This window comes from Stenotrophomonas nitritireducens, from assembly GCF_001700965.1.
Lineage (GTDB): Bacteria > Pseudomonadota > Gammaproteobacteria > Xanthomonadales > Xanthomonadaceae > Stenotrophomonas > Stenotrophomonas nitritireducens_A.
This window is the reverse complement of the sequence record NZ_CP016756.1, coordinates 3,317,315-3,338,425: the sequence shown is the minus strand read 5'-3', so window position 1 is coordinate 3,338,425 and position 21,111 is coordinate 3,317,315. Positions and strand designations below refer to the sequence as shown.

Genomic DNA, 21,111 nt, shown 5'->3' with positions numbered 1-21,111 from the left:
GTCATCTCTCCTTATGCCTTGCTAGCCGGACGCACGATCACGTCACCACCGGCTGCGCCAGGCACGGCGCCGCGGATGGCAATCAGACCACGCTCGACATCGACCTTGACCACTTCCAGGTTCTGCGTGCTCTGCTGCACCGAACCCATGTGGCCGGACATCTTCTTGCCCGGGAAAACGCGACCCGGGGTCTGGCGCTGGCCCAAGGAACCCGGCGCGCGATGCGACAGCGAGTTACCGTGGGTTGCATCGCCCATACGGAAGTTGTAGCGCTTGATGGTGCCCTGGAAGCCCTTACCCTTGGTGACGCCCTGGACGTCAACCGTCTGGCCGACTTCAAAGATGTCAGCCTTGATTTCGCCACCGACGGCGAAATCGCCGATCTGGGCGTCTTCAACGCGGAATTCCCACAGGCCGCGACCGGCTTCAACCTTCGCCTTGGCGAAGTGACCGGCTTCCGGCTTGTTGACCAGTGCAGCGCGACGCGCGCCGACAGTCACCTGCACTGCGCTGTAGCCGTCAACTTCAACGGTCTTGATCTGCGCGATGCGGTTCGGGGTGGCTTCAATCAGGGTCACCGGGATGGACTGGCCATCTTCGGTGAAAACGCGGCTCATGCCAGCCTTGCGGCCCACGAAGCCCAACGAATATTTCTTCGTCATGGTCGTAGTCCTCAGGTCAGCTTGATCTGAACGTCGACGCCGGCAGCCAGTTCGAGCTTCATCAGCGCGTCCACGGTCTTGTCGTTGGGGTCGACGATATCGAGCACGCGCTTGTGCGTGCGGGTCTCGTACTGGTCACGCGCGTCTTTGTCGACGTGCGGGGAGACGAGGATGGTGTAACGCTCGATCTTGGTGGGCAGAGGGATCGGGCCACGCACTTGCGCGCCGGTCCGCTTTGCCGTTTCAACGATCTCGCTGGCCGAACGGTCGATCAAACGATGATCAAACGCCTTCAACCGAATTCGGATCTTTTGGTCCGCCATGACGGTGTTCCTATAGGTCTAAAGAGCGACAGGTTCGGCCCCTGAGTGTGCCGAACCCCATGAAAACGACGTTTAGCGCCGAAGCACTGCCCGTCGCGCGAATCCTTTCAAAACAGCAGGGCGGCCCGGTTTCCCGGCCGCCCCAGACATGTTCAAACGCGCGGTATCACCCCGGTTAACCGGAGTGAGCCACGCGACCTGTCCTTGTCTGGCGAATACGAGGTGCGTCCTGCCCCTCCTTTCGCTGGTTGCGGAAACCTCGTAAACGAGCCTTCCGCGAGTGGTCGTGCATTCTGTCAGTATTTTTTGCCTATTGCAACTCACCCCTCTGCCGAGGTATGGGGTGCTTCAGCCAACAGCAGGATTTATGGGGTTTTGGCGCAGATGGCCTGTTTCCAGCCCGGGCATCCGGGTGGCGCATTTGCGCAAACTGCGATCCATTGCGCAGGCGCCAGCCCAATACCCCGTTTCGGCAAAACCGGCGCGGGCTGCGAAAAACCGCCGATCAACATCCCTCCGCCGCCCTGCCCTGCCCTGAAATCGAGCGGCGAGACGGGTGAAACAGCGGGCGCATCCAGCAACAAGCCGGGCGCATGCAATGAGAGGCGCATTATCCATGCGACCTGGGCTGTCGCACAAATCGGCCCTGTTCAGCCTTGTTGCGAAGAGCTGCCCTCACCCCAACCCCCCGCTCCGCGCCCCGGCCCTTGCGCCAGCGCAAGGTCGGTCGATGGGCAGCGAACCAGTGGTTCGCAAGCTGCCCCTCTCCCCCCGCAGGCGGGAGAGGGGCTCGGATCCCTGCAACCTGCCCGGATCCCTGCACCAGCGGCCCGCATCCCTGTGGATCGCCCGGATCTCTGCTGACTGCCCGGATCCTTGCCATGCCCAGCCCCTGCAGCTTGCTCAGCCCCCTGCTGCTTGCTCGGATACCTGTTCTGCCTGCTCGCATACCCGCTGCTTGCTCGGATACCCGCAGCTTGCCCCGATGCCTGCCACTTGCCCGAATACCCGCAGATTGCAGCGCACTAGCCCCTCTCCCGCATGCGGGAGAGGGGTTGGGGTGAGGGCAAGCTCCTGGCCGTTGAGCCTTCGGCCTTTTCAGCACGCGACCGTCGAAACCCAAGACTTCCCGAACCAGCGGATACCAAAGCCTTGGACTGGCAACATCCACCTCATCCCCAGGTAGCCCGGAAGCCCCAGCCCCACAAACGCCCAACCTCCATAACCCAGACCACAGAACAAACCCCAGCCCTCACAGCCATCGCCCCCCGCCCCGGCAAAAAACAGACAAAAAAAGGGCGGCCCGGAGGCCGCCCTTCTTCAACACCTTGCTTCGCGAGGAAGCGCAGCGCTATTAGGCAACGATCTTTGCGACCACGCCGGCGCCGACGGTACGGCCACCTTCGCGGATTGCGAAGCGCAGACCTTCGTCCATTGCCACCGGGTTGATCAGGGTGACGGTCATCTTGACGTTGTCACCCGGCATCACCATTTCGACGCCTTCCGGCAGCTCGCAAGCGCCGGTGATGTCGGTGGTACGGAAGTAAAACTGCGGACGGTAGCCCTTGAAGAACGGCGTGTGACGGCCACCTTCGTCCTTCGACAGCACGTACACCTCAGCTTCGAACTGGGTGTGCGGCTTGATCGAACCCGGCTTGGCCAGAACCTGGCCGCGCTCCACGTCGTCACGCTTGGTGCCGCGCAGCAGCAGACCGGCGTTGTCGCCTGCCTGACCCTGGTCGAGCAGCTTGCGGAACATTTCCACACCGGTGACGGTGGTCTTCTGGACCGGACGGATACCGACGATTTCGATTTCTTCGCCGACCTTGATCACGCCGCGCTCGATACGACCGGTCACCACGGTGCCGCGGCCCGAGATCGAGAACACGTCTTCCACCGGCATCAGGAACGGCTTGTCGACGTCACGCTCCGGGGTCGGGATCCAGCTGTCCAGTGCATCGACCAGCTTCAGGATGGCCGGCACGCCGATTTCGCTCTGGTCACCTTCCAGCGCCATACGGGCCGAACCGTGAACGATCGGGGTGTCGTCGCCCGGGAAGTCGTACTTGCTCAGCAGCTCACGGACTTCCATTTCGACCAGCTCGAGCAGCTCGGCGTCGTCAACCATGTCGGCCTTGTTCAGGAACACGACGATGTACGGCACGCCAACCTGACGCGACAGCAGGATGTGCTCGCGGGTCTGCGGCATCGGGCCGTCAGCAGCCGAACAGACCAGGATCGCGCCGTCCATCTGGGCAGCACCGGTGATCATGTTCTTGACGTAGTCAGCATGGCCCGGGCAATCGACGTGGGCGTAGTGACGGGTTGCGGATTCGTACTCAACGTGTGCGGTCGAGATCGTGATACCACGTGCCTTTTCTTCCGGCGCGGCGTCGATCGAGGAGTAATCCTTGAACTCGCCACCGAAGCGCTCTGCACCGATCTTGGTCAGTGCAGCGGTCAGCGTGGTCTTGCCATGATCGACGTGGCCGATGGTGCCGACGTTGACGTGCGGCTTGGTACGTTCGAACTTACCCTTGGACATATGTAATTCCTTGATTAGCTAAAACTTGGAGGGAGAGGCTGAGTCTGAGACTCAGCCCTTCTTGATGACGGTTTCGGCGATGTTGTTCGGCGCCGGCTCGTAATGGTCGAATTCCATCGTGAAGGTTGCGCGACCCTGGGTCTGCGAACGCAGCGCGGTGGCGTAACCGAACATTTCGCCCAGCGGGATCATCGCATTGATGATGCTGGCCGAGCCGTCACCGGTGGTGCCCGAACCCTGCAGAACGCCACGACGACGGCTGACGTCGCCCATCACGTCACCCTGGTATTCCTCCGGGGTCACGATCTCGACCTTCATGATCGGCTCCAGCAGAACCGGCTTTGCCTTGGCGAAGCCCTGCTTGAAGGCCATCGACGAGGCGAGCTTGAACGCCATTTCCGAGGAGTCAACGTCATGGTACGAGCCGAACACCAGCTTGACCTTGACATCCACCACCGGGAAGCCAGCCAGCGGACCGCTGGTGATGGTTTCGCGCAGGCCCTTTTCCACGGAAGGAATGAATTCCTTCGGGATCACGCCGCCGGTGATGTCGTTGATGAACAGGAAATCATCCTTGATGGCGCTGGCCAGCTTCGGATCGGCACGATCTGCTTCGGTGATCGGCGACAGTTCGATCACGACGTGACCGTACTGACCCTTACCACCGGACTGCTTGGCGTGCTTGTAATCCGACTTGACGTCAGCCAGCTGGATGGTTTCGCGGTAGGCCACCTGCGGCTTGCCGACGTTGGCTTCAACGTTGAACTCGCGCTTCATGCGGTCAACGATGATGTCCAGGTGCAGCTCGCCCATGCCGGAGATGATGGTCTGGCCGGATTCTTCGTCGGTCTTGACGCGGAACGACGGATCTTCCTGTGCCAGACGGCCCAGTGCCAGACCCATCTTTTCCTGGTCCGACTTGGTCTTCGGCTCGACAGCCATCGAGATCACCGGCTCCGGGAACACCATGCGCTCGAGCACGATCGGCGCTTCGAGCGAGCACAGCGTGTCACCGGTGGTGGTGTCCTTCAGGCCCACGGCAGCAGCGATGTCACCAGCCAGAACTTCCTTGATTTCCTCGCGGTTGTTCGAGTGCATCTGCAGGATGCGGCCGATGCGCTCCTTCTTGTTCTTCACAGAGTTCAGCACGGTGTCGCCACCGTTCAGGGTACCCGAGTAGACACGGAAGAAGGTCAGCGCGCCAACGAACGGATCGGTGATGATCTTGAACGCCAGCGACGAGAACGGAGCCTTGTCGTCCGACTTGCGGGTCATCTCGATGGTGTCGTCGTCAACGTCGGTGCCCTTCACGTCCGGCACGTCGATCGGCGACGGCAGCAGCTGGATCACGCCGTCAAGCATGGCCTGCACGCCCTTGTTCTTGAACGCCGAACCGCAGAACATCGGCACGATCTCAACGGCCAGCGTACGGGTACGCAGGGCCTGGATGATCTCGGCCTCGTCCAGCTCTTCGCCGCCCAGGTACTTTTCCATCAGCTCTTCGTTGGCTTCCGCCGCGGTTTCGATCATGAAGGTGCGGGCTTCTTCAGCCGCTGCCTGCATGTCGGCCGGGATTTCGCCGTACTCGAACTTCATGCCCTGCGAAGCGTCATCCCAATGGATGGCCTTCATCTTGAGCAGATCGACCACGCCCTTGAAGCCTTCTTCAGCGCCGATCGGCAGCTGCATCGGCACGGCAACGGCGCCGAGCTTGGCCTTCAGCTGGTCACGGACCTTCAGGAAGTTGGCACCGGTACGGTCCATCTTGTTGACGAACGCGATGCGCGGCACCTGGTAACGGTTGGCCTGACGCCACACGGTCTCGGACTGCGGCTGCACGCCACCAACGGCACACAGCACGAACACCGCACCGTCGAGCACGCGCAGGGAGCGTTCGACTTCGATGGTGAAGTCAACGTGCCCGGGGGTATCGATGATGTTGAAGCGGTGCTCCGGCAGGGACTTGTCCATGCCCTTCCAGAACGCGGTGGTAGCAGCGGACTGGATCGTGATGCCACGCTCCTGCTCCTGCTCCATCCAGTCCATGGTGGCGGCGCCGTCATGCACTTCACCGAGCTTGTGGCTCTTACCGGTGTAGAACAGGATGCGCTCGGACGTGGTGGTCTTGCCGGCATCGATGTGAGCCATGATGCCGAAGTTACGGTAACGCTCGATAGGAGTGGTGCGGGCCACGGGAGCCTCTCAATTTCTTGGAATTCGGATGGCCGAACGCCGCCTTGCGGCGGCCTTCGGATTGAAGCAGCGCTAAGAGCGCTACAAGCAGCACCATATGGGTGCCAGGGGCCCTGTTTCCAAGGCCCCTTCAACTCACCAGCGGTAGTGAGCGAAGGCCTTGTTCGCTTCCGCCATACGGTGGGTTTCTTCACGCTTCTTGATGGCGCCGCCGCGGTTTTCCGAAGCGTCCAGCAGTTCAGCAGCCAGCTTGCGCGGCATGGTGTTCTCGCCACGCTTACGCGCGGAGTCGATCAGCCAACGCATGGCCAGGGCCATCTTGCGCGAAGCACGCACTTCGACCGGCACCTGATAGGTGGCACCACCGACGCGACGCGACTTCACTTCAACGCCCGGAGCAACGTTGTCCAGTGCCTTCTGCACCAGCTCGATTGCGTTCGGGTTCTTTTCGCTGATCACGTCCATGGCGCCATAGACGATCTTTTCAGCAACGGACTTCTTGCCGCTCAACATGACCATGTTGATGAAGCGGGCAATGGTTTCGCTCTTGTGCTTCGGATCCGGCAGGACCGAACGCTGGGGGGTATTACCTTTACGTGACATGTCTTACTCCTCAGGCCTTCGGACGCTTGGCGCCGTACTTGGAACGCGCCTGGCGACGCTTGGCAACGCCGGCGGCGTCGAGTGAGCCACGGACGGTGTGGTAACGCACACCCGGCAGATCCTTTACACGGCCGCCGCGGATCAGGACCACGGAGTGCTCCTGCAGGTTATGGCCTTCACCACCGATGTAGGAAATGACTTCTTCCTGGTTGGTCAGGCGAACCTTTGCAACCTTACGCAGAGCCGAGTTCGGCTTCTTCGGAGTGGTGGTGTACACGCGCGTGCAGACGCCACGGCGCTGCGGGCACTTGTCGAGTGCCGGCGAGGCACTCTTGTAGGTGGTAGCTTGGCGCGGCTTGCGTACCAGCTGGTTGATCGTCGCCATCAGTAGGTTCTTCTGATTGGGGCCGTAAAAACGGCCAGGATGCGGAAATTGTAAAGCAGGCCAAAATTTTGGCCTGCTGAGACAGACGATTGTAGCAACTTGTCAAGAGCCCAGTCAAACGAGCCCATGCCAAGCCAGCCCTGATCCAGAGCTGTTACAGGGGTATCTCCCTATTCCCCGTTCAGGTCGAACGGCCGGACCGCGAGCGGCCCGGCCGATCTAACTACTTACTCTTCACCAGCAGCCTGTTCAGCTTCCGGTGCTGCAACTTCGGGTTCCGCGACCGCGACCGGAGCGGCCAGGGTTGCGATTTCCGAATCGGTCAGGCCCGACGCATTGCGGCGGCGCTGGGCATGATACGCAAGACCGGTACCGGCCGGAATCAGGCGGCCGACGATCACGTTTTCCTTCAGGCCACGCAGGCCGTCGGAAGTACCGCGCACGGCAGCCTCGGTCAGCACGCGGGTGGTTTCCTGGAACGAGGCAGCCGAAATGAACGATTCGGTTGCCAGCGATGCCTTGGTGATACCCAGCAGCACCGGCTCGAAACGGGCCGGCAGCTCGTTGCGGGCGGCCAGCTTCACGTTCTCTTCGATCACGCGCTGGCGCTCGGCCTGCTCGCCATTGAGGAACTTGCTGCTGCCCTGGTCGACGATTTCCACCTTGCGCAGCATCTGACGCGAGATCACTTCAATGTGCTTGTCGTTGATCTTCACGCCCTGCAGGCGGTACACGTCCTGGATTTCCTTGACCAGGTAGCGGGCCAGCTCTTCCACGCCCTTCAGGCGCAGGATGTCCTGCGGGCTCGGCTCGCCGTCCACCACGGTTTCACCGCGGGTCACGTGTTCACCTTCGAACACGATGATCTGGCGGTACTTCGGAATCAGCTCTTCGTGCTCCGAACCATCGGTGTCCTTGATGATCAGGCGCTGCTTGCCCTTGGTGTCCTTGCCGAAGCTGATGATGCCCGAACGCTCGGCCAGGATCGCCGGATCCTTCGGCTTGCGGGCTTCGAACAAGTCGGCAACGCGCGGCAGACCACCGGTGATGTCGCGGGTCTTCGAGGCTTCCTGCGGGATCTTGGCAACCACGTCGCCCACGCCTACCGGCGCGCCATCCTGCAGGTTGACGATCGAGCGCGGCGGCAGCAGGTACTGTGCCGGCAGGTCGGTACCCGGGATGGTCAGGTCATTGCCCTTGCCATCGATGATGCGGACCAGCGGACGCAGATCCTTTGCCTGCGAGCCACGACGCTTCGGATCGGTGATCTCGCGCGAGGCCAGGCCGGTCAGTTCGTCGGTCTTCTCGATCACGGTCACGCCATCGATGAAATCGATGAAGCGCACGAAACCAGCCACTTCCGAGACGATCGGGTGGTTATGCGGATCCCAGTTGGCCACGGTCTGGCCAGCCTTGATTTCCGCACCGTCCTTGACGCCGATGCTGGCACCGTACGGCAGCTTGTAGCGCTCACGCTCACGGCCATGCGGATCGAGCACGGAGATTTCACCCGAACGCGAGACGGCAACCAGCGAACCGCTGGCCTGTTCGACGTGCTTCAGGTTGGAGAACTTCACCGAACCGGTGGTCTTGACGGTGATGTTGTCGACCGCAGCCGCACGCGATGCCGCACCACCGATGTGGAACGTACGCATGGTCAGCTGGGTACCCGGCTCACCGATCGACTGTGCGGCGATGACGCCAACCGCTTCACCGATGTTGACGATGTGGCCACGGGCCAGATCGCGGCCGTAGCAGCGACCGCAGACGCCGAACGAGGACTCACAGGTGATCGTCGAGCGGACCTTGATGGTCTGCACGCCGGCTTCTTCCAGCTTGTTCACCCACTGCTCGTCGAGCAGCGTGTTGCGGGTCACGATCGGATCTTCGTCATTGCCCGGCAGGAACACGTCCTCGGCCACAACGCGGCCCAGCACGCGATCCTTCAACGGCTCAACCACGTCGCCGCCTTCCACGATCGGGGTCATGGTCAGGCCTTCGGAGGTACCGCAATCCACCTCGGTGATCACCACGTCCTGTGCCACGTCGACCAGACGACGGGTCAGGTAACCCGAGTTCGCCGTCTTCAACGCGGTATCAGCCAGACCCTTACGGGCACCGTGGGTGGAGTTGAAGTACTCCTGCACGTTCAGGCCTTCACGGAAGTTCGCCTTGATGGGCGTCTCGATGATCGAGCCATCCGGACGCGCCATCAGGCCGCGCATACCGGCCAGCTGACGGATCTGCGCCTGGCTACCACGGGCACCGGAGTCGGCCATGATGTACAGCGAGTTCATCGACTTCTGGTCGACCAGCTCGCCATCGCTGCCGATGACCTTCTCGGTACCAATGGTTTCCATCATCGCCTTGGCGATGCGCTCATTGGTGCGCGACCAGATGTCGACCACCTTGTTGTAGCGCTCGCCGGCGGTGACCAGACCCGACTGGTACTGCTCCTGGATTTCCAGCACTTCCTGCTCGGCTTCGCCCAGGATGCCCTTCTTCTCATCCGGGATCAGCATGTCGTCGATGCCGATCGACACGCCAGCGCGGGTTGCGTAGGCATAGCCGGTGTACATCAGCTTGTCGGCGAACACCACAGTGTCCTTCAGACCCAGCAGACGGTAGCTCTGGTTGATCAGGCGCGAGATGTTCTTCTTGGTCATCTCGGTGTTGCACAGCTCGAACGGCAGGCCTTCCGGCATGATCTCGCTCAGCAGCGCACGGCCGATGGTGGTGTCGACGATCGAGGTCTTCTTGACCTTGTTGCCGTCTTCATCACGCTCGACCTGCACGATGCGTACCTTGACGCGCGCATGCAGTTCAACCAGGCGGTTGTCGTAGGCACGCTTCACTTCGTCGGTGTTGGCGAAGACCATGCCCTCGCCCTTCTTGTTCACCAGCGAACGGGCCATGTAGTACAGGCCCAACACCACGTCCTGCGACGGCACGATGATCGGCTCGCCGTTGGCCGGCGACAGGATGTTGTTGGTGGACATCATCAGCGCACGCGCTTCCAGCTGGGCTTCCAGCGAGAGCGGCACGTGGACGGCCATCTGGTCACCGTCGAAGTCGGCGTTGAATGCGGTACAGACCAGCGGATGCAGCTGGATGGCCTTGCCTTCGATCAACAGCGGTTCGAACGCCTGGATGCCCAGACGGTGCAGGGTCGGCGCACGGTTCAGCAGCACCGGATGTTCGCGGATGACTTCTTCCAGGACGTCCCAGACTTCGCCTTCTTCGCGCTCAACCAGCTTCTTGGCGGCCTTGATGGTGGTGGCCAGGCCACGACGCTGCAGCTTGGCGAACACGAACGGCTTGAACAGCTCAAGCGCCATCTTCTTCGGCAGGCCGCACTGGTGCAGCTTCAGGTACGGACCCACGGTGATCACCGAACGGCCCGAGTAATCGACGCGCTTGCCCAGCAGGTTCTGACGGAAGCGACCCTGCTTACCCTTGATCATGTCGGCCAGCGACTTGAGCGGGCGCTTGTTGGTGCCGGTGATGGCGCGGCCGCGACGGCCGTTGTCCAACAGGGCGTCAACCGATTCCTGCAGCATGCGCTTTTCGTTGCGCACGATGATGTCCGGAGCGTTGAGCTCCAGCAGGCGGCGCAGACGGTTGTTGCGGTTGATGACGCGGCGGTACAGATCGTTCAGATCCGAGGTCGCGAAGCGGCCACCGTCCAGCGGAACCAGCGGACGCAGGTCCGGCGGCAGCACCGGCAGCACGGTCATCACCATCCACTCCGGGCGGTTGCCCGACTCGAGGAAGGCTTCGACCAGCTTGATGCGCTTGGTCAGACGCTTGAGCTTGGTTTCCGAACCGGTCGAGGCGATTTCCTCGCGCAGGCGGACCATTTCGGCCTGCAGGTCGATGGTGCGCAGCAGTTCGTAGACAGCCTCGGCGCCCATTGCGGCGTCGAAGTCATCGCCATGTTCCTGGCGTGCCTGCAGGTACTGTTCTTCGGTCAGCAGCTGGCGGCGCTCCAGGGCGGTCAGGCCCGGCTCGGTCACCACGTAGGCTTCGAAGTACAGCACGCGCTCGATGTCACGCAGGGTCATGTCCAGCATCAGGCCGATGCGCGACGGCAGCGACTTGAGGAACCAGATGTGCGCGACCGGCGATGCCAGGTCGATGTGGCCCATGCGCTCGCGACGCACCTTGGCCAAGGTTACTTCGGTGCCGCACTTTTCGCAGACGACGCCGCGGTGCTTCATGCGCTTGTACTTGCCGCACAGGCACTCGTAGTCCTTGACCGGTCCGAAGATGGCGGCGCAGAACAGGCCGTCACGTTCCGGCTTGAAGGTACGGTAGTTGATGGTTTCCGGCTTCTTCACTTCGCCGAAGGACCACGAACGGATCAGGTCCGGCGAGGCCAGCGCGATCTTGATCGCGTCGAAGTCCAGCGTCTGGCGCTGCTGGTTGAAGAGGTTGAGCAGGTCTTTCATGGTGTTCTCCGAAAGGAGGAAATCTTTGTCGATGGGCTGTCAGTCAGTGCTGGCGGCGCTGCTGCATCACTGCAGCAGCGCCTGCGCAATCAACCGCCTTCCAGTTCCATGTTGATGGCCAGCGAGCGGATTTCCTTCACCAAAACGTTGAAGGATTCCGGCATGCCCGCAACCATCTCGTGCTCACCGTCGACGATGTTCTTGTACATCTGGTTACGGCCCTGTACGTCATCGGACTTCACCGTCAGCATTTCCTGCAGGGTGTAGGCCGCGCCGTAGGCTTCCAGTGCCCAGACTTCCATTTCACCGAAGCGCTGACCACCGAACTGCGCCTTGCCGCCCAGCGGCTGCTGGGTAACGAGCGAGTACGGACCGGTCGAACGGGCATGCATCTTGTCGTCGACCAAGTGGTTCAACTTCAGGTAATGCATGTAGCCGACCGTGGTCTTGCGGTCGAAGGCTTCGCCGGTGCGGCCGTCATACAGCTGCATCTGCGTCTTGCTGGTGTTGAAGCCCAGACGCTCGGTTTCCGGGGCACCGTCCGGGTAGGCGAGATTCAGCATTTCGCGGATCTCGTCTTCGGCCGCGCCGTCGAACACCGGGGTTGCCATCGGCACGCCGTCGGTCAGGTTCTTGGCCAGGTTGATCAGCTCGTCGTCGCTGAACTGGGACAGATCAACGCGCTGTTCGGACACGGCCGAATCATGGTTGTAGATCTTGCCCAGGAACTCACGCAGTTCACTGACCGCACGCTGCTGTTCCAGCATGCCCTGGATGCGCTTGCCCAGGCCCTTTGCGGCCCAGCCCAAGTGCACTTCCAGAATCTGGCCGATGTTCATACGCGACGGCACGCCCAGCGGGTTCAAGCAGATGTCCACGGTGTTGCCGTCAGCCATGTACGGCATGTCTTCGACCGGCACCACGTTGGAGACCACACCCTTGTTGCCGTGACGGCCTGCCATCTTGTCACCCGGCTGGATGCGACGCTTCACGGCCAGGAACACCTTGACCATCTTCAGCACGCCCGGTGCCAGATCGTCGCCCTGAGTGATCTTGCCGCGCTTGTCGGCAAAGCGGCGCTCGAATTCCTTCTCGTGTGCCTGGATCTGCATCTGGGCACGTTCGATGGCTTCGGACGCGTCATCGTCCTTCATGCGCAGGGTGAACCAGTCGGACTTCTTCAGGCCGTCCAGCAGCGCATCGGAGACCACGTCACCCTTCTTCAGGTTGGCGCCGCCGTTGGCAACCTTACCCACGATCTGCGAGCGCAGACGTGCGTAGATGGCGCCTTCGAGGATGCGGAACTGGTCGTCGAAGTCCTTCTTGACGCGCTTGATCTCGTTTTCTTCGATCTGGCGTGCGCGCTTGTCCTTCTCGATGCCGTCGCGGGTGAAGACCTGCACGTCGATGACGGTGCCGTCCATGCCCGGCGGAACGCGCAGCGAGCTGTCCTTAACGTCCGAAGCCTTCTCGCCGAAGATCGCGCGCAGCAGCTTCTCTTCCGGGGTCAGCTGGCTCTCGCCCTTCGGCGTCACCTTGCCAACCATGATGTCGCCGGCGCGCACTTCCGCACCGATGTACACCACGCCGGATTCGTCCAGACGGTTCAGCGCCTGCTCGGACACGTTCGGGATGTCGGCGGAAATTTCCTCCGGCCCCAACTTGGTGTCACGTGCAACGCAGGTCAGTTCTTCGATGTGGATCGTGGTGTAACGATCCTCTTCGACCACACGCTCGGACAGCAGGATGGAGTCTTCGAAGTTGTAGCCGTTCCACGGCATGAAGGCGATCAGCATGTTCTGACCCAGCGCCAGTTCACCGATATCGGTGGACGGGCCATCGGCCAGCACGTCGCCGCGCGCGATCACGTCACCCACGTTCACCAGCGGACGCTGGTTGATGCAGGTGTTCTGGTTCGAACGGGTGTACTTGATCAGGTTGTAGATATCGACGCCGGCATCGGCCGGATCGGTGATCTCGTTCTCGTTGGCCTTGACCACGATGCGGCCGGCGTCGATCTGCACGATCTCGCCGCCACGCAGGGCGTTCACGGTCACACCGGAGTCACGGGCCACGGCGCGTTCGATACCGGTGCCCACCAGCGGCTTCTGCGCACGCAGGGTCGGCACGGCCTGACGCTGCATGTTGGCGCCCATCAGTGCGCGGTTTGCGTCATCGTGCTCCAGGAACGGAACCAGTGCCGCAGCAACCGACACGGTCTGCATCGGCGAGACGTCCATGAAGTGGACTTCTGCCGGCGGCTTGAGCAGCGACTCACCCTGGAAGCGGCACGGTACGAACTGCTCGGTGAGCATGTTCTTGGCATCGGTCAGGGCGTTTGCCTGGGCGATGACGTACTCGTTTTCTTCGATGGCCGACAGGAACTCGATCTCGTCGGAGACCTTGCCGTCATGCACCTTGCGGTACGGGGTTTCCAGGAAGCCGTACTTGTTGGTGCGTGCGAACACGGCCAGCGAGTTGATCAGGCCGATGTTCGGGCCTTCCGGCGTTTCGATGGTGCAGACGCGGCCGTAATGGGTCGGGTGCACGTCGCGCACTTCGAAGCCGGCGCGTTCGCGGGTCAGGCCGCCCGGGCCCAGCGCCGAGACGCGACGCTTGTGCGTCACTTCCGACAGCGGGTTGTTCTGATCCATGAACTGCGACAGCTGCGAGGAGCCGAAGAATTCCTTGATCGCCGCAGCCACCGGCTTGGCGTTGATCAGCTCCTGCGGGGTCAAGCCTTCCGACTCGGCCATCGACAGGCGCTCCTTGACCGCGCGCTCGACGCGGACCAGGCCCACGCGGAACACGTTCTCGGCCATTTCACCGACCGAACGCACGCGACGGTTGCCCAGGTGATCGATGTCATCGACCACGCCGCGACCGTTGCGGATCTCGGTCAGCACCTTGATCACGTCAAGGATGTCCGAACCTTCGCCGTGCGCGGCGACCAGGCGCTTGGATTCCTCGTCGTTGCGCTCGCCGAAGTACTTGCGGTCGTACAGCACCGACTCACCGGTGACTTCCTTGCGGCCGACACGACGGTTGAACTTCATGCGGCCAACCGTGGACAGGTCGTAGCGCTCGAAGGTGAAGAACAGGTTGTGGAACAGGTTCTGCGCGGCGTCCTTGGTCGGCGGCTCGCCCGGACGCATCATGCGATAGATTTCGACCAGCGCTTCGAGCTGGGTCTTGGTGCCATCGATGCGCAGGGTGTTGGACAGGTACGGACCACGATCCAGATCGTTCACCCACAGCGTGCCAACCGCATCGACACCGGCCTTGCGGAATGCCTGCAGCTGATCGTCGCTGATTTCGTCGTTGGCCTGGGCCAGCAGTTCACCGGTATTGGCGTCCACCACGTCGTGCGACAGGATGCGGCCGACGATGTAATCGTCCGGCACGGCCAGGGCGGCAATGCCCGACGCCTGCAGCTGCTTGATGTGGCGCGCGGTGATGCGCTTGCCGGCTTCCACGATGACCTTGTCGCCGTCGGCCAGGTCGAAGTTCAGCGTTTCACCACGCAGACGCTCCGGCACCAGCTCCAGCTGCACGCCTTCGTCCGGGTTGATGTGGAAGGTGTTGACCTCGAAGAACTCGGCCAGCATCTCTTCGTTGTTGTAGCCCAGCGCACGCAGCAGCACCGACACCGGCAGCTTGCGGCGGCGATCGATACGGGTGAACAGCGCGTCCTTCGGGTCGAACTCGAAGTCCAGCCAGGAGCCGCGGTACGGGATGATGCGGGCGCTGTACAGCAGCTTGCCCGAGCTGTGGGTCTTGCCACGGTCGTGGTCGAAGAACACGCCCGGCGAACGGTGCAGCTGCGACACGATGACGCGCTCGGTACCGTTGACGATGAAGGTGCCGTTGTCGGTCATCAACGGGATTTCGCCCAGATAGACCTCCTGCTCCTTCACGTACTTGATCGCCTTGGTGGACGATTCGCGGTCGTAGATGACCAGACGCACGGTGACGCGCAGCGGCGCGCCGTAGCTCATGCCACGCTGGCGGCACTCGCGCTCGTCAAACACCGGGTCGCCCAGCTTGTAACCGACGTATTCCAGGGCAGCGTTGCCGCTGTAGCTGGAAATCGGGAACACCGACTTCAGCGCAGCATGCAGGCCGTGGTCGGAGCGCTTGGCCGGGTCGATGTTTTCCTGCAGAAATTCGCGGTACGAATCAACCTGGATCGCGAGCAGGAACGGCACCTCGAGGATCGAGCGCTGCTTGCCGAAATCTTTGCGGATGCGCTTTTTTTCGGTGTACGAATAGGACGTCATGAGGTCTTCCACCTTGTTGTGCGGGCCGTGCGTCCACAACCCGTAAGGAAACTTGAAATTGTCAGTTGGAAGTCGCTGGTATTGCCGGCACCAGCACGCCTTCTCCCGCTACTTCCAACTGCCAACTCGCTTGTATCGGCTGCGGGTCACTCCATCGTCTGGAGCGCAGCGCCTGACACTTGCCACGTTGGTCTTTCTACTGCCTGCCGGGCTTCTGGCCCGCCAGTTGAAGCCTGCCGAGCATGGCTCGGTACCAGACCGGGCTTGCTCAACGTAACAACGGTTTGAAACGACCAAAGGCCGGGGGCTTTACGCCCCCAGCCTCAGCTGCATCGCCGCGAATCGATGACGATGCAAGGAACTGATTACTTCAGCTCGACGGTCGCGCCGGCGGCTTCCAGGTCCTTCTTGAACTTCTCGGCCTCGTCCTTCGACGCGCCTTCCTTCACGACGCCGCCGGCTTCTGCCAGGTCCTTCGCTTCCTTCAGGCCCAGGCCGGTGATGGCGCGGACAGCCTTAATCACTTCGACCTTCTTCGCGCCGGCATCCTTCAGGATGACGTTGAATTCGGTCTGCTCTTCAACAACAGCAGCCGGGCCAGCAGCAGCAACTGCAACCGGGGCAGCAGCCGAAACGCCGAACTTCTCTTCGATGGCCTTGACCAGCTCCATCACTTCCATCAGGGACTTTTCGGCGATCGCGTCGACGATCTGATCGTTGGTAAGGGACATTTTGATTACCTTTTGAAAATATTCTGGATTGAGGTTCCGTGCGGAACCACGTGGACGTCGAACTTAGACAGCTTCGGCTTCAGCGGCCGGCGCTGCAGCTTCCGCTGCGCCACCTTCCTGCTTTTCACCGATAGCCTTGACGGCGCGGGCGAACATGGTGACCGGCTCGGTCAGGACGCGGGCCAACATGGCCAGTGCCTGATCACGGGTCGGCAACGATGCCAGCACGTCGACGTGGCTGGCCGGGAAGATTTCCCCGCCGATTGCCACGACCTTCGCCTTCAGCTTGTCGTTACCCTTGGCTGCATCCTTGATCAGGCGACCGGCTGCGCCGGGCTCCTCAAGCGAAAACGCATACAGCAGCGGACCAACCATCTGGTCTTTTGCAACTGCGAAATCGGTGCCTTCAACGGCGCGCGAGGCCAGCGTGTTCTTGACAACTTTCAAGAAAACACCGGTTTCGCGGGCCTGCTTACGCATCGCGGTCATCTGAGCGACCGTGGTGCCAGCGTATTCGGCTGCGATCAAGGAGTGGGCCTTGGCGGCGATGTCTGCCAGCTCGGCGACTACTTCTTGCTTCTGGGACAGATTGAGAGCCATTGCACTCCTCCGTTTAAGCGGGGAACGGGGATCGGGAAACCGGATTGGCAAGAGCGGCGTTGCCGCTGCTGCAAGCTTCCCGGGCCGAACCACAAAACCCTGCTTCAAACATATTCCGCTTACGGCTCCTAGCCGTGTGCGGTCCTGGGCGGCATCCCTCCTGGACGCCGGGAACATCGGGTGATGTTCCGGTGGTGGCCGTTCTAGAGCTGGAGTGCAAACCTGGGCAAACCCAGACGTACGTGAACCAGAAAAATCCAGAAAGGCGGCACCATCTACGCAGGGTGATCCGAGAACGGATCGATTAAGCGCTCTCGCTGTGCCGGCGGCGACTCCTTGCCAAATCGAGCTTCCATGCCCGTCGCCGGTATGCGCTGACCGCGCCTGCGGTCTTTGACGGCTCCACGCAGGCAAACCTGCGCGACGCCTTCAAAATGACGGCTCCGGCACCAAAGGTACCGAAGCCGCTTGAAACAATTACTTCAGGGTCAGCGAGGACTGATCAACCGTCACGCCCGGGCCCATCGTCGAACTGACCGATACCTTCTGCAGGTACAGGCCCTTCGAGGTAGCCGGCTTGGCCTTGATCAGGTCCAGCAGCAGTGCCTGCAGGTTCGACTGCAGCGCGCCGTTTTCGAAGCTGGCCTTGCCGATGGTGCAGTGGATGATGCCGGCCTTGTCGGTGCGGTAACGCACCTGACCCGACTTGGCATTCTTGACGGCTTCGCCCGGGTTGGCCGAAACGGTGCCGACCTTCGGGTTCGGCATCAGGCCGCGCGGGCCCAGCAGCGTACCCAGCTTACCGACAACGCGCATGGCGTCCGGGGTAGCGATGACGACGTCATAGTTCAGATCGCCGGCCTGCATCTTCTCGGCCAGGTCGTCCATGCCGACAGCTTCGGCGCCAGCGGCCAGGGCTTCGTCAGCCTTGGCACCAGCCGGAGCAAACACGGCCACGCGGACCGACTTGCCGGTACCGGCCGGCAGCACGGTGGAACCGCGCACCTGCTGGTCGGACTTCTTGGCGTCCACGCCCAGGCGCACAGCAACGTCGATCGACTCGACGAACTTGGCCTTGGCAGCGGTCTTCAGGATGTTGATTGCGTCCTCGAAGGCATATGCCTTACCCGGGACAACGGCGGCCGCGATGGCCTTCTCACGCTTGGTCTGTGCCATCAGATTAACCCTCTACCACCAGGCCCATGGAACGGGCGGAGCCCGCGATCGTACGCACGGCGGCGTCAAGGCTGGCGGCCGTCAGATCCGGCTCCTTTGCCTTGCAGATTTCTTCCAGCTGCGCGCGCGTCACCTTGCCCACCTTGTCGGTGTTCGGCTTCTTCGAGCCCGAAGAAATGCCAGCGGCCTTCTTCAGCAGCGTGGTCGCCGGTGTGCTCTTGGTGATGAAGGTGAACGTACGGTCCGAATAGGCCGTGATGATCACCGGCACCGGCAGACCCGGTTCCAGCTTCTGCGTGGCAGCGTTGAACGCCTTGCAGAATTCCATGATGTTCAGACCGCGCTGACCCAGCGCAGGACCGACCGGCGGCGAGGGGTTGGCCTGACCAGCCTTCACCTGCAGCTTGATATAACCGACAACTTTCTTTGCCATTAGAGTGCTCTCCGGGTGCTAGCGCCTTGCGACAACAGGCTCCCCATCGGACCGGGAATCACGCGTCCCGGCATCGCGTTGTGAAATCGCACCAAAGGCCACCTTGCGGCAGCCCTTGATTTGCTCCCTCGTTGGGGAGCCAAAAATTGTAACAGCTTTTTTTGACGCCACCTGAACAGGTGACGCAAACGGCGTCAGATGGCCTTTTCTACCTGGCCAAACTCGAGCTCGACCGGGGTGGCGCGACCAAAGATCAACACCGAAACGCGCACGCGGCTCTTTTCATAATTGACTTCTTCGACCACGCCGTTGAAGTCATTGAATGGGCCATCGGTGACGCGGACCATCTGGCCCGGCTCGAACAGCACCTTCGGACGCGGCTTCTCAACACCTTCCTGAACGCGGTTCAGGATGGCAGCAGCTTCGCTGTCCTGGATCGGCAGCGGGCGATCAGCCGTGCCGCCAATGAAACCCATGACCTTCGGGGTTTCCTTGACCAAGTGCCAGCTTTCGTTGTCGATACGCGGGATGCCTGCTTCTTCATGGGTTTCGATCTGTACCAGCACGTAACCCGGGAAGAACTTGCGCTCGGAGCGGCGCTTCTGGCCTGCGCGCATTTCCACCACTTCTTCCGTGGGGACCAGCACATCACCAAAAAGCTCCTGCATCTCGTCACGCACGATGCGATCACGCAACGCCTGCGCAACCGACTTCTCAAAACCTGAATAGGCGTGAACGACGTACCAACGCTTCACAGATATCTCCTTAACGACCCAAGAACCACTGGGTCAGCTTCTGGATCACGAAATCGAAGCCACCCAACAGCAGGCTCAACACGATCACCACCACAACCACCACCCACGTCATGCGGATGGCTTCCTGGCGGGTCGGCCACACAACCTTGCGCAGCTCGAAACGGGATTCAGAAAGGAATTCGATTGTCTGACGACCCTTGGCAGTGAGCATGAATACTGCACCACCGGCCACCAGACCCACAACCACTGCCAGCGCCCGCCACTGACCTGCCCACGCGCCCAACTGGGCAGTGCGCGGCTGATCGGCGAACCAGAACCAGACAAACAGACCCGCCAGCACCAACAGCGCAGCGCCGACGTACTTGACGATATCGCCACCGGAGGCGGCGGACTTGGAATGTTCGATCTTGCTGTTCATCCGACTCTTGTTGCTGGTGCGACCAAGGTCACTGGATAGAGAGTTGCAAGTGGCACGCCAGGAGGGACTCGAACCCCCAACCTGCGGTTTTGGAGACCGCTGCTCTGCCAATTGAGCTACTGGCGTATGACTTGACTGTTACACATCACCTTAGACGGCGAAGGCGGACCGAGTTACCCGGCCCGCCATCCGCGCCACCAACAGCGTTTACTGCTGGCGCTACAGGCTATTACGCGATGATCTTTGCGACCACGCCGGCGCCGACGGTACGGCCACCCTCGCGGATTGCGAAGCGCAGGCCTTCGTCCATTGCCACCGGGTTGATCAGGGTGACGGTCATCTTGACGTTGTCACCCGGCATCACCATTTCGACGCCTTCCGGCAGCTCGCAAGCGCCAGTGATGTCGGTGGTACGGAAGTAGAACTGCGGACGGTAGCCCTTGAAGAACGGCGTGTGACGGCCGCCTTCGTCCTTCGACAGCACGTACACCTCAGCTTCGAACTGGGTGTGCGGCTTGATCGAACCCGGCTTGGCCAGAACCTGGCCGCGCTCCACGTCGTCACGCTTGGTGCCGCGCAGCAGCAGACCGGCGTTGTCGCCTGCCTGACCCTGGTCGAGCAGCTTGCGGAACATTTCCACACCGGTGACGGTGGTCTTCTGGACCGGACGGATACCGACGATTTCGATTTCTTCGCCGACCTTGATCACGCCGCGCTCGATACGACCGGTCACCACGGTGCCGCGGCCCGAGATCGAGAACACGTCTTCCACCGGCATCAGGAACGGCTTGTCGACGTCACGCTCCGGGGTCGGGATCCAGCTGTCCAGTGCATCGACCAGCTTCAGGATGGCCGGCACGCCGATTTCGCTCTGGTCACCTTCCAGCGCCATACGGGCCGAACCGTGAACGATCGGGGTGTCGTCGCCCGGGAAGTCGTACTTGCTCAGCAGCTCACGAACTTCCATTTCGACCAGCTCGAGCAGCTCGGCGTCGTCAACCATGTCGGCCTTGTTCAGGAACACGACGATGTACGGCACGCCGACCTGACGCGACAGCAGGATGTGCTCGCGGGTCTGCGGCATCGGGCCGTCAGCAGCCGAACAGACCAGGATCGCGCCGTCCATCTGGGCAGCACCGGTGATCATGTTCTTGACGTAGTCAGCATGGCCCGGGCAATCCACGTGGGCGTAGTGACGGCTGGCCGATTCGTACTCAACGTGCGCGGTCGAGATGGTGATACCACGTGCCTTTTCTTCCGGCGCGGCGTCGATCGAGGAGTAATCCTTGAACTCGCCACCGAAGCGCTCTGCACCGATCTTGGTCAGTGCGGCGGTCAGCGTGGTCTTGCCATGATCGACGTGGCCGATGGTGCCGACGTTGACGTGCGGCTTGGTACGCTCGAACTTACCCTTGGACATGGCTGCTTCTTCTCGGTAACAGGTTGGTTATGCACTATCGGCAAGATGGTGCTCACGAAAGGAATCGAACCTTCGACCTCCTCCTTACCAAGGAGGTGCTCTACCGACTGAGCTACGTGAGCGAGTTGTCTATTAT

15 protein-coding genes and 2 tRNA genes are annotated in these 21,111 nt (G+C 61.6%); all 17 read right to left on the bottom strand.

Translation table 11 applies throughout. The features are described from left to right. Positions 1–11 precede the first annotated feature (11 nt). Positions 12–662, bottom strand: coding sequence for a 50S ribosomal protein L3 (rplC, locus tag BCV67_RS14025; protein WP_062169037.1), 651 nt, complete (start codon positions 660–662; stop codon positions 12–14). Between the two features lie 11 nt (positions 663–673). Then, complete coding sequence (gene rpsJ / locus BCV67_RS14020) at positions 674–985, bottom strand: 30S ribosomal protein S10 (RefSeq protein ID WP_010341589.1); 312 nt, start codon at positions 983–985, stop codon at positions 674–676. 1,354 nt (positions 986–2,339) lie between these two features. Next, complete coding sequence (gene tuf, locus BCV67_RS14015) at positions 2,340–3,530, bottom strand: elongation factor Tu (protein WP_062169039.1); 1,191 nt, start codon at positions 3,528–3,530, stop codon at positions 2,340–2,342. A gap of 51 nt (positions 3,531–3,581) precedes the next feature. After that, a complete protein-coding gene (gene fusA / locus BCV67_RS14010; RefSeq protein WP_062169042.1) occupies positions 3,582–5,723 on the bottom strand; it encodes an elongation factor G in 2,142 nt (713 codons plus the stop codon). 135 nt (positions 5,724–5,858) lie between these two features. After that, a complete protein-coding gene (gene rpsG, locus BCV67_RS14005; protein WP_057630019.1) occupies positions 5,859–6,326 on the bottom strand; it encodes a 30S ribosomal protein S7 in 468 nt (155 codons plus the stop codon). A gap of 10 nt (positions 6,327–6,336) precedes the next feature. Continuing rightward, complete coding sequence (gene rpsL / locus BCV67_RS14000; RefSeq protein ID WP_004145320.1) at positions 6,337–6,711, bottom strand: 30S ribosomal protein S12; 375 nt, start codon at positions 6,709–6,711, stop codon at positions 6,337–6,339. A 227-nt stretch (positions 6,712–6,938) separates the two neighbouring features. Beyond that, positions 6,939–11,162, bottom strand: a complete 4,224-nt coding sequence (gene rpoC / locus BCV67_RS13995) for a DNA-directed RNA polymerase subunit beta' (RefSeq protein ID WP_062169044.1) — start codon at positions 11,160–11,162, stop codon at positions 6,939–6,941. An 89-nt stretch (positions 11,163–11,251) separates the two neighbouring features. Then, positions 11,252–15,442 carry a DNA-directed RNA polymerase subunit beta gene (gene rpoB, locus BCV67_RS13990; RefSeq protein ID WP_062171715.1) on the bottom strand — a complete coding sequence of 1,397 codons (4,191 nt, stop codon included), beginning with the start codon at positions 15,440–15,442 and terminating at the stop codon, positions 11,252–11,254. Between the two features lie 365 nt (positions 15,443–15,807). After that, positions 15,808–16,173 carry a 50S ribosomal protein L7/L12 gene (rplL, locus tag BCV67_RS13985; protein ID WP_057630023.1) on the bottom strand — a complete coding sequence of 122 codons (366 nt, stop codon included), beginning with the start codon at positions 16,171–16,173 and terminating at the stop codon, positions 15,808–15,810. A gap of 63 nt (positions 16,174–16,236) precedes the next feature. Continuing rightward, on the bottom strand, positions 16,237–16,773 hold the full coding sequence (gene rplJ, locus BCV67_RS13980; protein ID WP_057630025.1) for a 50S ribosomal protein L10: 537 nt from the start codon (positions 16,771–16,773) through the stop codon (positions 16,237–16,239). Positions 16,774–17,250: 477 nt separating this feature from the next. Further along, positions 17,251–17,949 carry a 50S ribosomal protein L1 gene (gene rplA / locus BCV67_RS13975; RefSeq protein WP_062169045.1) on the bottom strand — a complete coding sequence of 233 codons (699 nt, stop codon included), beginning with the start codon at positions 17,947–17,949 and terminating at the stop codon, positions 17,251–17,253. Between the two features lie 4 nt (positions 17,950–17,953). Then, on the bottom strand, positions 17,954–18,382 hold the full coding sequence (gene rplK, locus BCV67_RS13970) for a 50S ribosomal protein L11 (protein WP_057630030.1): 429 nt from the start codon (positions 18,380–18,382) through the stop codon (positions 17,954–17,956). A 194-nt stretch (positions 18,383–18,576) separates the two neighbouring features. Then, positions 18,577–19,137, bottom strand: a complete 561-nt coding sequence (nusG, locus tag BCV67_RS13965; RefSeq protein WP_062169047.1) for a transcription termination/antitermination protein NusG — start codon at positions 19,135–19,137, stop codon at positions 18,577–18,579. A 10-nt stretch (positions 19,138–19,147) separates the two neighbouring features. Then, positions 19,148–19,555, bottom strand: coding sequence for a preprotein translocase subunit SecE (gene secE, locus BCV67_RS13960; RefSeq protein ID WP_062169049.1), 408 nt, complete (start codon positions 19,553–19,555; stop codon positions 19,148–19,150). A gap of 50 nt (positions 19,556–19,605) precedes the next feature. Next, a tRNA-Trp gene (locus BCV67_RS13955) sits at positions 19,606–19,681 on the bottom strand. Positions 19,682–19,784: 103 nt separating this feature from the next. Next, a complete protein-coding gene (gene tuf / locus BCV67_RS13950; RefSeq protein WP_062169050.1) occupies positions 19,785–20,975 on the bottom strand; it encodes an elongation factor Tu in 1,191 nt (396 codons plus the stop codon). 46 nt (positions 20,976–21,021) lie between these two features. After that, positions 21,022–21,097 (bottom strand) — tRNA-Thr (locus BCV67_RS13945). Positions 21,098–21,111 lie beyond the last annotated feature (14 nt).

Coding starts and splice junctions, on each gene's coding strand:
- rpoB (WP_062171715.1), bottom strand. CDS start 15,442: ATGACGTCCTATTCGTACACCGAAAAAAAGCGCATCCGCAAAGATTTC.
- tuf (WP_062169050.1), bottom strand. CDS start 20,975: ATGTCCAAGGGTAAGTTCGAGCGTACCAAGCCGCACGTCAACGTCGGC.
- rpsG (WP_057630019.1), bottom strand. CDS start 6,326: ATGTCACGTAAAGGTAATACCCCCCAGCGTTCGGTCCTGCCGGATCCG.
- rplC (WP_062169037.1), bottom strand. CDS start 662: ATGACGAAGAAATATTCGTTGGGCTTCGTGGGCCGCAAGGCTGGCATG.
- rplJ (WP_057630025.1), bottom strand. CDS start 16,773: ATGGCTCTCAATCTGTCCCAGAAGCAAGAAGTAGTCGCCGAGCTGGCA.
- rpsJ (WP_010341589.1), bottom strand. CDS start 985: ATGGCGGACCAAAAGATCCGAATTCGGTTGAAGGCGTTTGATCATCGT.
- tuf (WP_062169039.1), bottom strand. CDS start 3,530: ATGTCCAAGGGTAAGTTCGAACGTACCAAGCCGCACGTCAACGTCGGC.
- rpoC (WP_062169044.1), bottom strand. CDS start 11,162: ATGAAAGACCTGCTCAACCTCTTCAACCAGCAGCGCCAGACGCTGGAC.
- rplL (WP_057630023.1), bottom strand. CDS start 16,173: ATGTCCCTTACCAACGATCAGATCGTCGACGCGATCGCCGAAAAGTCC.
- rplK (WP_057630030.1), bottom strand. CDS start 18,382: ATGGCAAAGAAAGTTGTCGGTTATATCAAGCTGCAGGTGAAGGCTGGT.
- secE (WP_062169049.1), bottom strand. CDS start 19,555: ATGAACAGCAAGATCGAACATTCCAAGTCCGCCGCCTCCGGTGGCGAT.
- rpsL (WP_004145320.1), bottom strand. CDS start 6,711: ATGGCGACGATCAACCAGCTGGTACGCAAGCCGCGCCAAGCTACCACC.
- rplA (WP_062169045.1), bottom strand. CDS start 17,949: ATGGCACAGACCAAGCGTGAGAAGGCCATCGCGGCCGCCGTTGTCCCG.